The organism is Actinomycetospora flava, assembly GCF_037400335.1.
Classification (GTDB): Bacteria; Actinomycetota; Actinomycetes; order Mycobacteriales; family Pseudonocardiaceae; genus Actinomycetospora; species Actinomycetospora flava.
On record NZ_JBBEGM010000003.1, the window covers coordinates 429,819 to 442,998 of the forward strand.

Here is a 13,180-nt window from a genome sequence, read left to right on the forward strand (position 1 = left end):
CTCAGGCCTGGTTCAGCGCCGCGACGGCGGCGTCGACGTAGCGCTGCATGGAGACCGGTCCGCCGAACACCCAGATGCCGTCGGGCAGGCGGTCCACCTGGTTCGTGCGCACCCACGGCAGCGACTGCCACACGGCGTTCGCGCCCAGCTCGTTGCGGAACGGGTCGCCGCCGTCGGCGTCGTTGACGATGTAGAGGAAGGTCGCGTCGCCGACCCGGGTCAGCCCCTCGACGTCGGTCTGCCCGAGCCCGTAGGTGGCGTCGCCCGGCTCGGTCCAGGCGTTGGTCAGGCCGAGCCCGGTCGTGACGGCGCCGATCAGCGAGCCGTCCGTGAACGGGCGGATGGAGACCTGGCCGCCCTCGACGTAGCCGTCGGCGAACACGAAGCGCTGCCCGGCGCGGCCCGCGAGCTGGGTGCGGCCCTCGGCGAGGCGGGCGTCGAACTGCTGGATCTGGGCGGTGGCCTCCGCGTCGCGGCCCAGGGCGCGGCCGATGAGCTCGGTGTTGCGCTTCATCTGACCGATCGGGTCGGCGACCGCGCCGCCGGGCACGAACACGACCGGCGCGAACGACTCCATCTGCGTCACCGCGCCCTCGGGCAGCTCGTCGGTGGCGACGACCAGGTCGGGCTGCAGCGCGGCGATGGCGTCCACGCTGGGCTCGCCGCGGACGCCGACGTCGCGCACCGACGGGTCGAGCGGGGCCGCCTTGACCCAGTTCGCGTAGCCCGCGGTGTCCGCCGCGCCGACCGGCATCACGCCGAGCGAGACGACGTGCTCGGTGGCGTTCCACTCGAGGGTCACGACGCGCGTGGCGGGGCGGGGCAGCGTGACCTGCCGGCCGCGTGCGTCGGTGAGGGTGACCTCCCCGCCGGCCGGCGCCGCCGAGGGCGGGGCGCCGCCGCCCGCGGGTTCGGTCGTGCCGCAGGCGGTCAGACCGAGCAGGGCGAGCACGCACGTGAGGACGATGAGCGGGACGCGGCTCATGGGGCTCCTTCTCCGGGGGAGGTCACCGGCACGCGGGCCGGGTGGCGGCCGACGGGCCGGGTGCGCAGGGCGCCGGTCCGCGGGTCGTGGTCGACGTCGACGCGGATGCCGTAGACGTCGCTGAGCAGGTCGGCGGTGAGCACGTCCGCGGGCGGGCCGCAGCCCCGGACGCGCCCGTCGGCGAGCAGCACGACCTCGTCGGCCACCGCCGCGGCCTGGTCGAGGTCGTGCAGGACGAGCCCGACGGCCACGCCGTCGGCGTCGGCGAGGTCGCGGACGAGGTCGAGCATCTCCACCTGGAAGCGCAGGTCGAGGAACGTGGTCGGCTCGTCGAGGAGCAGCACGCTCGCGTCCTGCGCGAGGCAGGACGCGAGCCAGACGCGCTGCAGCTGGCCGCCGGAGAGCTCGTCGACGGGGCGGTCGGTGAGGTCGGTCAGCCCGGTCACGGTCAGCGCCCGCGCGACGGCCGCCGGTCCCTCGGGGTCGCCGCCGCGCCAGCGGCCGCGGTAGGGGTGCCGCCCGAACCCGGCGACGTCGGCGACGGTGATCCCGGCGGGCGTCGGCCGGCTCTGCGCGAGCAGCGTGACGCGGCGGGCGAAGTCGCGGCGGCTCAGGTCCAGGGCGTCGACGGGGTCGCCGCCGTCGGACAGGAGCAGCCCACCCGCCTCGGGCCGGTGCAGCCGTGCCAGCGCCCGCAGCAGCGTCGACTTGCCGCTCCCGTTCGGGCCGACCAGCGCGGTGACCCGTCCCGCGCACAGCGTGATGTCCGCGCCGTGGACGACCGTGCGGTCCCGGTAGCCGAGGTCCAGGTCCGTGCCCTCGACCCGGACGGACGGGTCGGTCGTCCGCGGCGCGGCGGCGTTGTCGGGCACGGCGGAAGGATAGGCTCACCTTGCCCAGGAGGTTCAAGACGGGACGAACACCACGAAATCCGGCACCGTCCCGTTCGAGGGAACGCGACCGGCGGCCCCGCCACACCTGCCGCTCGTCCGCGGTCACCGACGGTTCACCGTCCGGCACGCCGCGTGCGGGTCGGATGATGACGTTGGTCGACTACGGTGGCCGCGACCGTCACGGAGGGAGGCGACGGCGATGGAGGGACGCCACGGCGCCCCGACGCGGGACGTCACCCACGCCCCTGACGCGTCCCCGCAGCCCCGCGCGCAGACGCCCCCGCCCACGGTCGGGCCGGCGCTGCTCGAGGGCTTCGAGGAGGGCGTGGTCGTCTGCGACCGCGCCGGCGTCGTCCGTGCCGCCAACCCCGCCGCCCGCGCGCTGCTGCCCGGTCTGCGCGTCGGCGAGGTCGTCGACGTCGCCCGTTGCGACGTCCTCGCCCGGGCCGTGCGCGAGGGCGTGCCGGAAGGCTTCGAGGCGGTCGTCGAGCACCCCGCCGGCGAGCGCCACCTACGCGGTCGCCGCGGCCCCGGGCTCGGGGACGGCCCGCCGCCGCCCGAGCCGGCGGACGGCGACACCACCTGGTACCTGCGCGACGTCACCGGCGAGCACGCGCGCACCGACACCCTGCTCGCCGCCCAGGAGCGCGCCGCGTTCCTCGCGGAGGCCGGGCGCGCGCTGCACGGCGTCCTGCACCTCGACCGCACCGCGCGCCGCGTCGTGGCGCTGGCGGTGCCGCGGCTCGGTGCGAGCGCGACGCTGGTCGTGCGCCACGACGACGCCGTCACCTGGGCCGCCGCGGAGCTCGGCGGCGGGCGCCCCCGGCTCGACCGGGTGGCCACCGCCGATCTCGCCCGCGTCCCGGCGCTCGCCGCCGCCCTCGCCGGGGAGGGGGCCGCGAGCCCCTGGCTCGCCGAGGAGCTGGCGACGCTCACCGGCCTGGAGACGCTCACCGGCAGCGTGCGCGCCTGCCCGGTGCCGGTCACCGGCGTCGTCGAGGCCGTCGTCGTGCTGGCGGACCCGCGCAGCACGGACGCCGAGGGTGTCGAGGAGGACCTCCTCACCTCCTACGTCGCCCGCGCCGGCACCGCGCTGGCCGCCGCCGCCCTGCACGAGGAGCAGGCCCACCTCGGCGCGGTGCTGCAGGAGAGCCTCGCCGCACCGCGCCTGCCGGTCACCCCGGGCGTCACGTGGGGCGCGGCCTACCGCCCCGCCCGCGAGACCATGCGCGTCGGCGGCGACTTCTACGAGGTCGTCGGCGGCACCGACGAGAAGCGCTCGGCGTTCCTGCTCGGCGACGTCTGCGGCAAGGGCATCGAGGCCGCCGTCCTCTCCGGACGCGTGCGCCAGTCGTGGCACGCCCTGCGCCTGCTCGAGGACCGCCCCGGCCGCCTGCTGCCGCTGCTCAACACCGCGCTGCTCGACGCCGTCGCCACCCGCGACGAGAGCCCGCGCTTCGCGACGATGGTGCTCGGCGACGCCCGCCCCACCGGCGACGGCTCGGTCGAGCTGCGCCTGGCGACGGGTGGGCACCCACCGCCTCTGATCGTGCGCGCGAGCGGGGAGGTCGAGGCCGTCGCGATGTCCGGGATGCTCGTCGGCGGGATCCGCGAGGCCCGCTTCGGCGAGGCCGAGGTCCTGCTCGGACCCGGCGACACGTGCCTGCTCTACAGCGACGGCGTCGTCGAGGCCCGCGGCCCCGGTGACTTCTTCGGCGAGGAGCGGCTCGCCGCGGTCCTGCCGCGCTGCGCGGGCGCCCCCGCCGCCGTGCTCTGCGAGCAGCTCGAGCAGACGGTCGTCTCCTGGCTCGACGGGCACGACCACGACGACGTCGCGATGCTGGCGATACAAGCGCCGCCGGTGTCCCGTTGACACGACACCGTCACGACACCGTCACGACACCGAGGAGTGAGGCGTGACCACCGCGTCCCCACCCACCGACACCGCCACCCTGCGCGCCGACTACCTCGAGCGCCTCGCCGCCGCCGACGAGCAGGGCGCGATCGCCGTCGCGCTGTCCGCGCTCGACGCCGGGGCCGACCCGGAGGCGGTGCTGCTCGACGTGGTCGCCGGCGCGCAGCGCGAGGTCGGCGACCGCTGGGCGGCGGGGGAGTGGACCGTCGTGCAGGAGCACGTCGCCACCCACATCAGCGAGCGCGTCGTCGCCGCCGTCGCCGTGCACGCCCCGGCCCCGGCGCCCACCGGCGTCGGCACGGTCGCGGTCGCGTGCCTCGACGGCGAGTGGCACGGCCTGCCCGCGCGCCTGCTCGCCGAGGTCCTCGCCCGCCACGGCTGGGCGGTGGAGTTCCTCGGCGCCTCGGTGCCCGCCGCGCAGCTCGCCACCCACGTCCACCGCGTCGGCCCGGACGTCGTCGCGATCTCCAGCTCGCTGCCCTCGCGGCTGCCCGCGGCGCGGCGCATGGTCGAGGCGTGCCGCGCGACGGGCACGCCGGTGCTCGCCGGCGGGCCCGCCTTCGGCACCGACGGGCGGTGGGCGCGCGCGGTGGGCGCCGACGGCTGGGCGCCCGACGCCCGCGCCGCCGCGGCCGTGCTCGCCGCCGACCCGGACGGGCCGTGGTTCGCCGACGAGCTCGTCGTCCCCGGGACGCCGGGCGACCCGTCGGCCCGCGAGGAGCAGGCGGTGCTGCACGCCCGGCGCGCCGAGCTGGTGGCGCTGGCCGCCGCGGCCGTGCGCCCCGACGACGAGGTCCCCGACGAGCTCGCCGACGACCTCGGGCACCTCGTCGACTTCCTGGCCGCCGCGGTGTTCGTCGACGACCCGACGCTGTTCGACGGGTTCGTGCAGTGGGTGGGCACCGTGACGATCCCCGCGGGACTGCGGACGAACGAGGTCGGCACGGCTCTCGACGCGCTGGCCGCGGCGTTGGCAGACTCGCCTCGCACGGCCCGGTTCCTCCGCGGTGCCGACGGAGCACACGGAGGCCTGCCCGCCACGGTGGGGTGAGAGGTGGGGTCATGACCGAGCTGATCATCCGGACCGAGCGCACCGACGGGAACGCCGTCGTCACGGTCGGCGGGGATCTCGACTACGACAGCCACGGGCGTCTCGACGACGCCGTCGACGCCGCGCTGCACGACCCGCCGGCCGGTCTCGTCGTCGACCTCGCCGCCGTCACCTACTGCGACTCCTGCGGCCTGCGCGTCCTGCTCGGCGCCCACCGCCGCGCGACCGAGGCCGGCGCGACGTTCCTGCTCCGCGGCGCCCGGGGCCAGCCCGCCCGCGCGCTCAAGCTGACGGGCCTGGACCAGGTCTTCGGCTGACCCCTCGTGAGTACTTTCCGGCGCTATAGGGCCGGAAAGTACTCACAACCCCTAGAGCGCCGGCGTCAGCAGCGGCGTGCGGCGGTAGAGGTCGAGCGACACCACCGCGAGCCACGTCCACGCGATGATCAGCGCGACCCAGAAGCCGAGCACGACCACCGGGCTCGCCGAGCCGGACGCGATGCCGGCGAACGCGACGAGGAACAGCACGCCGGTGACACGGGAGAACCAGGCCATGCCCCCGTCGTAGTGGCGCGCGAGCACCAGCGCGCCGGCGACGAGCCCGAGGAAGCCGAGCCCGCCGAACACGAGGTGGCCGATCCCGCCGAGGCTGACGGTGGCGGGCGCGCCGGGCGGGTAGCCGTTCATCGGGTCGGCGACGAACACGCCGGCCCCGACCATCCCCACGCCGTACACGCCGACCAGGCGTGGCCCCCAGGTCGCCCCGGGGCCGCCGCCCAGGACCCGCAGCGCGCGGTGCATCCCGACCGCGGCGGCGACCGTCATGAGCCCGGTCAGCACCAGGTTGGCGATCTGGATCCAGCCCCACGGCCCCGCGGCCAGCAGGCTCAGGTCGTGCCGGGTGACGTCGAAGCCGTCGCGGGTGAGGGCCTGCGCGAGGCCGACGACGACGTAGAACGGGCCGGCGAGCACGCCGTACCCGAGCAGCGAGCGGGTGATCGCCGCGTGCCGGTCGGCGTCGCCGCGCCCGACGAGCGGGCTCCCGGAGGGTCCGGTCATGGCTCCTCGCTGGACTGATCGGTACTGAACTGGGAACCGAACGGTACTGCTCCTGGTACCGTACCGTCCAGACTGGAGGTGGCCGCCGTGGACGACGGGCTGCTCGTGCGGGTCGGGGCCGGCCCGGCGCCGTCCGACGCCCCGTCCGGGAAGCGCGCCGCGATCGTCCGGGCCGCCACCGCGCTCTTCCTGCAGCACGGCTACCAGGGCACGCGCACCGAGCAGATCGCCGCGGCCGCGGCCGTGTCGAAGCAGACCGTCTACACCCAGTTCGGCGACAAGGAGCGCCTGTTCCGCGAGATCGTCCTGGGCACGACGGCGACCGCGGAGGCGTTCACGGCGCACCTGGTCGAGGCCTTCGCCGACGTGAGCGGGCCCGACGACGTTGCCCCGGTCCTGCGCGCGGTCGCGCGGCGCTACCTCGCCGCCGTGCTGAACCCGCAGGTCCTGGCGCTGCGGCGGCTGGTGATCGGGGAGGCGTCACGGTTCCCGGACCTCGCGGCGACCTACCACCGCGAGGTGCCGGCCCGGGTGCTGGCCGCGCTGGCGGAGCGGTTCGGGGAGCTCGGCGCCCTCCTGCGCATCGACGACCCCGCCCGCGCCGCCGACGACTTCGCGTTCCTCGTGCTCGGCCGGTCGCTGGACGACGGCATGTTCCACGTCGAGGCGCCCGTGGTGGACGTGGACGCCACCGCCGACCACGCCGTCGACGTCTTCCTCGCCGCCCACCCGAGGCGGCTCCGCCGCAGGTGAGCGATGTGGGTCGCCAGAGCGACCCATATCACTCACCCGCGCGTCAGCGCGTCGAGTCCAGGAACGCGAAGAACGTCGCCGACCAGCGGTCCGCGGCGTCCACGTGGGGGCCGTGACCGGAGCCCGTGAAGATCTCGATCTCGGCGCGCCCGCCCGCCGCGCGGTAGGCCTCGAGGACGTCGCGGATCTGGGCGACCATCGGCTGCGGCGGGAAGGCGTCCGGGCCCGGCCAGCCGGGCACGGCCCCGCTCGCGCCGAGCGTGCCCAGCTCGAGGGCCGACCCGTCGGCGACGACGACGTCGGCGCTGCCGTGCGTCCAGAGCACCGGGGGCTTCGGGTCCAGCGCCGGCAGCCACGACCAGTCGCAGTACTTCGGCGACAGGGCGTTGAGCAGCCCGCGGGTGCCCGGCGCCGCGCCCGGCCAGTGCTCCGAGGGCTGCGCGTCGCCCGGGTAGCCGTCGTCGGAGATCGTGGTCAGCAGGATCTCGTCGACGAGCAGGTCCTCGCGCTCGCGCGGCTCGCGGTGACCCGCCCGCCAGTACGTCGCGTTCATGACGTTGCGCGGCGAGAGCGGGCTGTCCTCGCCGCGGTCGCGGTCGCGCAGCCGCTGGACGAACTCGGGGTTGGCCACCCCGGCGCCCGAGCCCGCGACGTCGGGCCAGCAGGGCGTCCCGTCGCGGAACGTGCCGCCGAACCCGTACGGCGAGACCGGGTCGAGGAACGTCAGCGACGCCGCCCGCCCCGCGCGGGCCACCAGGGCGATCGCCGCGCCGGCGGTGGACCAGCCGACGAGGTGCACGGGCCGGTCGATGCCCAGCGCGTCGAGGAAGCCGACGATGTCGTCGGCCCAGTCGCCGAGCCCGCGGGTGGCGTCGATCGGGGCCGGCTCGGACCGCCCGAAGCACCGCATGTCGGGGGCGAGCAGCCGCCAGCGCTCGGGGGCGCCGGGCATGAGGTGCTCGAAGAACCGGCCGGTGGACAGGTTGCCGTGCACGAACACCACCGGCTCGCCGTCGGACGGGCCCGACTCGAGGTAATGGGTGCGGATGCGTCCCCGGACCTCGGCCGCGCGCACACCGGGCAGGAGGTGGTCCATCAGGCCTCCGTCTCCGGGAGCCGCGCCAGCAGGGCGTCCACGTCCACCCCGCGCGGCAGCGTGCCGAACGCGTGCCCGTGGTCGCCCGCGACGCGGGAGGAGACGTAGGCGTCCGCGACGGCGCCCGGGGCGTTCCGCACCAGCAGCGCCCCGGTCAGCAGCACCGCCATCCGCTCGGCGAGCCGCCGCGCGCCGCGCTCGTCGGGCGCCGCCAGCTCGGCCTCGACGTCCTTGAACCCGGCGTCCACGCGGTCGTCGACGCCGAGCACCTCGGCGCGGTAGGCCTCGAGCGTGGCGGGCTCGCGGGCGAGCAGGCGCAGCAGGTCGAGGGCGTTGACGTTGCCCGAGCCCTCCCAGATCGAGTTCAGCGGCGCCTCGCGGAACAGCCGCGGCATCCCCGACTCCTCGACGTAGCCGTTGCCGCCGAGGCACTCGAGCGCCTCGCCGACCACGGCGGTCTGGCGCTTGCAGATCCAGTACTTGCCCAGCGTCACGCCGATCCGCCGGAACGCCGCCTCGTGCTCGTCGCGGCCCGCGCGATCCTGCGCCCCCGCCAGCCGCATGGACAGCGCGATCGCGCCCTCGGACTCGCACGCCAGGTCGGCGAGCACCTCGCGCATCAGCGGCTGGTCGATCAGCGTGCGCCCGAACGCCGCGCGGTGCCGCACGTGGTGGGCCGCGCGGGACACCGCGGCGCGCATCCCGGCCGTCGACCCGAGCGCGGTGTCGAGGCGGGTGCAGGCGACCATCTCGATGATCGTGCGCACCCCGCGGCCCTCGTCACCGACCCGCCACGCGACGGTCTCGTCGAACTCGGGCTCGCTCGACGCGTTGGAGCGGTTGCCCAGCTTGTCCTTGAGGCGCTGGATGCGGAACGTGTTGCGGGTGCCGTCGGGCAGTACGCGCGGGACGAGGAAGCAGGTCAGCCCGCCTCCTCGATGGTCCGGCTCCCCTATCGGCGTACTCCCCTCAACGCTGCGCGTCCGGGCGACCTGCGCCAGCACCAGGAACAGGTCGCACATCGGCGCGCTGGTGAACCACTTGTGGCCGGTCAGCCGGTAGATGCCGTCGGAGCCCTCGGGACGCGCGACGGTGGTGTTCGCGCGGACGTCGGAGCCGCCCTGCTTCTCGGTCATGCCCATGCCCGCGAGCAGGCCGCGCTTGGCCTCCGGGACGCGCAGGCCGGGGTCGTGCACGCGGCTGGTGAGCCCGGGCCCGAAGCGCTCGAGCAGGTCGGGGGCGGCGCGCAGCGCGGGCAGGACGGCGTAGGTCATGGTGATCGGGCAGCCGTGGCCCGCCTCGACCTGCGTCCAGGTCATGTACCCCGCCGCCCGGGCGACGTGGGCGCCCGGACGCTCGTCGGCCCAGGGGGCGCCGGCGAAGCCGTGCTCGACCGCGACGCGCGTCAGCTCCTGGTAGCCCGGGTCGTAGTCGACCTCGTCGATCCGGTGCCCGACGCGGTCGTGGGTGCGCAGCCGCGGCTCGTTGCGGTGCGCGGCGTCCGCCCACTCCGCGGCGACCGCCGAGCCGGACAGCCGCCCGACCTCGTGGAGCTCGTCGCGGTACCACCCGGCACCCTCGCGCTCGAGCGCCTCGAGCAGCGGGGGATCGGCGGCCACGTCGTGGCCGACGAGGTCGGGGACCTGGTTGGTGACCTCATGCGTCGCGGGCACCGGAGGATCCGACCACGCCGCGCGCCCGTGATCCAGGCCCCGGCGCCGGTCCGCCCCGGGCGAGCGCGACGAGCCCCGTGTGATCGCGGATCTGGTAGACGCCGCGGCCGACCGTGGCGATCATGCCGCGCTGCACCAGGGTGGCGAGGGCCTGGTTCACCGACTGCCGTGCCGCGCCCAGCCGGCTCGCCAGCTCCGCCTGCCGCAGGGTGACGACGACCAGGTCGGAACCGTGCTGACGGCTCGCCAGCAGGAACTTCGCCACCCGGCGCACCACCGGCAGCGACCCGAGGTCGGTCATCTGCTCGGTGAACGCCTGCAGGCGCTCGGCGATGTGGCGGGCGATGGCGATCCCGAGCTCGCGGTCGGCGGCGAGCATGGTCGGCAGCAGGGTCGCGGGCACGCGCAGGACCCGGGTGTCGTCGAGCAGCCCGCGCATCGTGGCGAAGTACGGGATGTCGGCGACCACGTTCTCCAGGCACAGGCTCTCGTGGCGGCGGTCGGTGACGAAGTACAGCATCGACTCGGGCCCGGTCGGGTCGCCCCGCCACGCCCCGACCCGCCCGCGCAGCAGCACGAAGAACGCGTCCGCGACGGCGCCCGAGCGGTACAGGACGGCGTCGCGGGCGAGCGTGACGATCGAGCTCGCCCGTGCGGCGTCGGCGAGGTGGCCGGGCGGCAGCCGGCGGAACCATTCGATCTCCGCGAGATCCTGGACCGTCGGCCGCACGGCCGAACCGTAGCGTCAGTTCTGATCACGAGTCAGCCCACGGAACGAGAGGACTGTCCCTTCGGACGTCGCATCGCCCCGCGGCGCAGGCCCGCGCCCACCGACCGGACGGCGGGCGGCGTGCCGGGGCGGCGGGCGTAGCGCGGGGGCATCCCGAGCACCACCCAGCGCCGCAGCAGCAGCGGCGTCTGCGCGATCGGGCGCCCGGCGGCGAGCTCCTCGAACGCCGATGATCGCCGGCACGCGGGCCAAGGGGCTCACCCGGCCGGCCGTGCCGTTCCACCCCCTCGGAGCACCCCTTGTCGGTCGCCGGGCGACCGGGCACCGTGGGCCACCTCACGGTGATCTCGAGGAGGAGCTCTCATGGCCGACGTCCCGTCGATGCGGGAACTGCTGGGCGACAACCCTCCCCAGAACTGGGGGAAGTGGGGGGACGACGACGAGGTCGGCTCGCTGAACTACCTCGACGCCGCCCAGGTGCTGCGGGGCGTGGCGAGTGTCAAGGACGGGCAGGTGTTCACGCTGCAGTGCCCGATGGGCCACCCGCACGGCGACCCGGTCTTCCCGGGCCGCGAGGGCATCAAGCGCGAGATGGTGTGGGACCACGACGTCTTCGAGTCCGGGCAGGGCCCGAGCTTCCCGGGCGGCATCCGGGCGTCGGACGACAAGGCGGAGATCTTCTTGCAGGGGTCGTCGCAGTACGACGCCCTCGGGCACGCCTGGTACGACGACACGCTCTGGAACGGCCGCCACGCCGACACCACCAACGGCGGCGGCATGAGCTGGGCGTCGGTGCTGCCGATCGCGAACCGGGGGGTCGTCGGGCGCGGCGTACTCATCGACATGGCGCGCCACCGCGGCAAGGACTGGCTGGACAAGGGCGAGACGTTCACCCACCACGACCTGCAGGAGGCCGCGCAGAAGCAGGGCGTGACGATCGAGGACCGCGACATCCTGCTCGTGCGCACGGGCTTCCTGAAGTACTTCTACGCGACGCCGGCGGACGAGTTCTACGAGGGCTTCGTCGAGCCCGGGCTGACCTACTCCCGCGAGCTGGTGGAGTGGTTCCAGGACAAGGAGATCCCCAACCTCGTCACGGACACCATCGCCAACGAGGTCACCGCCGACCCGGAGAGCGGCGTGCTCCTGCCCCTGCACGCGTCGCTGCTGCGCAACCTGGGCGTGAGCCTCGCCGAGATCATCTGGCTGGACGACCTCGCCGACGCGTGCGCGGCCGACGGCCGGTGGGACTTCCTCTACACCGCGGCCCCGCTGAAGATCCACGAGGCGACGGGCTCGCCGGTGAACCCCGTGGTGATCCGCTGATGGGCACATACGACGAGCGCCCCTGGCTGGCGCGCTACCGCAGCGACTACCCCGCCGACATCGAGCCCGAGTACCCGAGCGCGCTCGCGATGTTCTCCGCCGCCCTCGAGCGGTCGCCGGACACCGAGATCGTCCGCTACTTCGACGGCACGATCACCCTGCGCGAGCTCGACCGGCTCTCCGACCGGTTCGCGGTCGCGCTCGCCGACCGCGGCTTCGAGAAGGGTCACCGGCTCGCGACGTACCTGCAGAACATCCCGCAGGTGCTCATCGCCGTCATCGGCACGTGGAAGGCCGGCGGCATCGTCGTCTCGATCAACCCGATGAGCCGGACCCGCGAGCTGACGACCCTGCTCTCGGACTGCGAGGCGACCGCCCTGCTCGCCGAGGAGGACCTGTTCGGGCAGGTCGCCGCCGAGGTCGTGCCGACGATCCCGTCGCTGCGCATCGCGTGGACGACCTCGCCGCTGGAGTACCAGACGCGCCACGACCAGCGCCTGTTCAAGGGCCTGGAGCGCACGCGCCACGAGGGCACCGAGGACCTCACCGAGGTGCTCGAGTCCGTCGGCGACCGGAAGCCCGAGCCCGTCGAGCTCGGTCCCGACGACGTCGCGTTCCTCGGCTACACGTCGGGGACCACCGGCCCGCCGAAGGGTGCGATGAACACCCACCGCAACGTGGTGTTCAACGCGCAGACCTACCGCGACTGGATCCAGCTCGGGCCGCAGGACTCGGTGCTGGGCGTGGCGCCGCTGTTCCACATCACCGGCGTCATCGGGCACATGGCGATCGCCCTGCTCGTGCCGATCCCGCTGGTGCTCGCCTACCGCTTCGAGCCCCAGGTGGTGCTCGACGCGATCCGCGAGCACGGGCCCACCTTCTCGATCGGTTCGATCACCGTGTTCATCGCGCTGATGAACGCCGAGGGCGCGAAGCGCGAGGACCTCGCCTCGATGACCCGCCTGTACTCCGGGGGCGCGCCGATCCCGCCGTCGACGATCAAGGCGTTCTCCGACCAGTTCGGGCTCTACATCCACAACTTCTACGGCCTGACCGAGACGAGCTCGCCCTCGCACGGCGTGCCGCGGGAGTCCGACGCCCCGGTCGACACGGCCTCCGGGGCGCTCTCGGTCGGCGTGCCGATCTTCTCGACGGTCGTGCGGATCGTGCGCGACGACGGCACCGACGCCGACGTCGGCGAGGTGGGCGAGATCGTCACGCGCGGGCCGCAGGTGGTGCCCGGGTACTGGAACAAGCCCGAGGAGACGCAGAACGCCCTGCGCGCTCCCGACGGCACCGTCGAGCTGAAGACCGGCGACGTCGGCTACATGGACGACCAGGGCTGGTTCTACGTCGTCGACCGCAAGAAGGACCAGATCAACGCCGGCGGTTACAAGGTCTGGCCCCGCGAGGTCGAGGACGTGCTCTACGAGCACCCCGCGGTCCGCGAGGCGGCCGTCGTCGGCGTGCCCGACGAGTACCGCGGCGAGACGGTCAAGGCCTTCGTCTCGGTGCGCCCGGGGCAGAGCGTCGAGCCCGACGAGCTCATCGCGTTCTGCAAGGAGCGGATGTCGGCGTACAAGTACCCGCGCCAGGTCGAGCTGATGGACGAGATCCCGAAGACCGTGACGGGCAAGCTGCTCCGCCGCGCGCTGCGGTCCTGATCCCACGTGCGTGATCTTCTGAGCGATCGCGCCGAA

12 protein-coding genes are annotated in these 13,180 nt (G+C 74.7%); 6 read left to right on the forward strand and 6 right to left on the reverse strand.

Annotated elements, in window-relative coordinates:
- Window position 1: 1 nt before the first annotated feature.
- Window positions 2–985 carry an ABC transporter substrate-binding protein gene (locus WCD58_RS11615; RefSeq protein ID WP_337702842.1) on the reverse strand — a complete coding sequence of 328 codons (984 nt, stop codon included), beginning with the start codon at window positions 983–985 and terminating at the stop codon, window positions 2–4.
- A complete protein-coding gene (locus WCD58_RS11620) occupies window positions 982–1,857 on the reverse strand; it encodes an ABC transporter ATP-binding protein (RefSeq protein ID WP_337702844.1) in 876 nt (291 codons plus the stop codon). Before WCD58_RS11620 ends, WCD58_RS11615 begins: the two co-directional genes overlap by 4 nt.
- A gap of 220 nt (window positions 1,858–2,077) precedes the next feature.
- Between WCD58_RS11620 and WCD58_RS11625 the strand changes: the two genes are divergently transcribed.
- Genes WCD58_RS11625 through WCD58_RS11635 form a run of 3 tightly spaced genes read left to right on the forward strand, consistent with a single transcriptional unit; the run spans window position 2,078 to window position 5,161 of the window.
- Window positions 2,078–3,751 carry a PP2C family protein-serine/threonine phosphatase gene (locus WCD58_RS11625; protein ID WP_337702846.1) on the forward strand — a complete coding sequence of 558 codons (1,674 nt, stop codon included), beginning with the start codon at window positions 2,078–2,080 and terminating at the stop codon, window positions 3,749–3,751.
- A 43-nt stretch (window positions 3,752–3,794) separates the two neighbouring features.
- The gene (locus tag WCD58_RS11630; RefSeq protein ID WP_337702848.1) at window positions 3,795–4,844 is read left to right on the forward strand and encodes a cobalamin B12-binding domain-containing protein; all 1,050 of its coding nucleotides are present in this window, start codon (window positions 3,795–3,797) and stop codon (window positions 4,842–4,844) included.
- An 11-nt stretch (window positions 4,845–4,855) separates the two neighbouring features.
- Window positions 4,856–5,161, forward strand: coding sequence for an STAS domain-containing protein (locus tag WCD58_RS11635; protein ID WP_337702850.1), 306 nt, complete (start codon window positions 4,856–4,858; stop codon window positions 5,159–5,161).
- 51 nt (window positions 5,162–5,212) lie between these two features.
- Here WCD58_RS11635 and WCD58_RS11640 read toward each other — a convergent pair whose 3' ends face one another.
- Entirely contained in the window at window positions 5,213–5,902 is a 690-nt protein-coding gene (locus WCD58_RS11640; protein WP_337702852.1) for a DUF998 domain-containing protein, read from the reverse strand.
- 87 nt (window positions 5,903–5,989) lie between these two features.
- Between WCD58_RS11640 and WCD58_RS11645 the strand changes: the two genes are divergently transcribed.
- Window positions 5,990–6,655 carry a TetR/AcrR family transcriptional regulator gene (locus tag WCD58_RS11645; protein WP_337702854.1) on the forward strand — a complete coding sequence of 222 codons (666 nt, stop codon included), beginning with the start codon at window positions 5,990–5,992 and terminating at the stop codon, window positions 6,653–6,655.
- A 43-nt stretch (window positions 6,656–6,698) separates the two neighbouring features.
- Here the strand turns inward: WCD58_RS11645 and WCD58_RS11650 are convergent, their stop codons facing one another.
- The 3 genes from WCD58_RS11650 to WCD58_RS11660 are packed head-to-tail and all read right to left on the reverse strand — an operon-like array spanning window position 6,699 to window position 10,154.
- Window positions 6,699–7,751 (reverse strand): alpha/beta fold hydrolase, encoded by a 1,053-nt coding sequence (locus tag WCD58_RS11650; RefSeq protein WP_337702856.1) that lies wholly within the window; start codon window positions 7,749–7,751, stop codon window positions 6,699–6,701.
- On the reverse strand, window positions 7,751–9,424 hold the full coding sequence (locus tag WCD58_RS11655; RefSeq protein WP_337702859.1) for an acyl-CoA dehydrogenase family protein: 1,674 nt from the start codon (window positions 9,422–9,424) through the stop codon (window positions 7,751–7,753). The genes WCD58_RS11650 and WCD58_RS11655 overlap by 1 nt, the downstream gene beginning before the upstream one ends.
- A complete protein-coding gene (locus WCD58_RS11660; protein WP_337702861.1) occupies window positions 9,408–10,154 on the reverse strand; it encodes a Crp/Fnr family transcriptional regulator in 747 nt (248 codons plus the stop codon). Before WCD58_RS11660 ends, WCD58_RS11655 begins: the two co-directional genes overlap by 17 nt.
- Window positions 10,155–10,517: 363 nt before the next feature.
- On the opposite strand from WCD58_RS11660, the gene WCD58_RS11665 reads away from it, so the two are divergent.
- Together WCD58_RS11665 and WCD58_RS11670 are read left to right on the forward strand one after the other, a co-directional pair.
- The gene (locus tag WCD58_RS11665; protein ID WP_337702864.1) at window positions 10,518–11,480 is read left to right on the forward strand and encodes a cyclase family protein; all 963 of its coding nucleotides are present in this window, start codon (window positions 10,518–10,520) and stop codon (window positions 11,478–11,480) included.
- Window positions 11,480–13,144: an AMP-binding protein gene (locus tag WCD58_RS11670; RefSeq protein ID WP_337702866.1), complete on the forward strand. Its 1,665-nt coding sequence runs from the start codon at window positions 11,480–11,482 to the stop codon at window positions 13,142–13,144. Before WCD58_RS11665 ends, WCD58_RS11670 begins: the two co-directional genes overlap by 1 nt.
- Window positions 13,145–13,180: the final 36 nt, after the last annotated feature.

Excerpts from the sequence above, each read along its gene's own strand:
- WCD58_RS11615 (WP_337702842.1), bottom strand. The coding sequence starts at position 985 with ATGAGCCGCGTCCCGCTCATCGTCCTCACGTGCGTGCTCGCCCTGCTC.
- WCD58_RS11625 (WP_337702846.1), top strand. The coding sequence starts at position 2,078 with ATGGAGGGACGCCACGGCGCCCCGACGCGGGACGTCACCCACGCCCCT.
- WCD58_RS11635 (WP_337702850.1), top strand. The coding sequence starts at position 4,856 with ATGACCGAGCTGATCATCCGGACCGAGCGCACCGACGGGAACGCCGTC.
- WCD58_RS11640 (WP_337702852.1), bottom strand. The coding sequence starts at position 5,902 with ATGACCGGACCCTCCGGGAGCCCGCTCGTCGGGCGCGGCGACGCCGAC.
- WCD58_RS11650 (WP_337702856.1), bottom strand. The coding sequence starts at position 7,751 with ATGGACCACCTCCTGCCCGGTGTGCGCGCGGCCGAGGTCCGGGGACGC.
- WCD58_RS11665 (WP_337702864.1), top strand. The coding sequence starts at position 10,518 with ATGGCCGACGTCCCGTCGATGCGGGAACTGCTGGGCGACAACCCTCCC.
- WCD58_RS11670 (WP_337702866.1), top strand. The coding sequence starts at position 11,480 with ATGGGCACATACGACGAGCGCCCCTGGCTGGCGCGCTACCGCAGCGAC.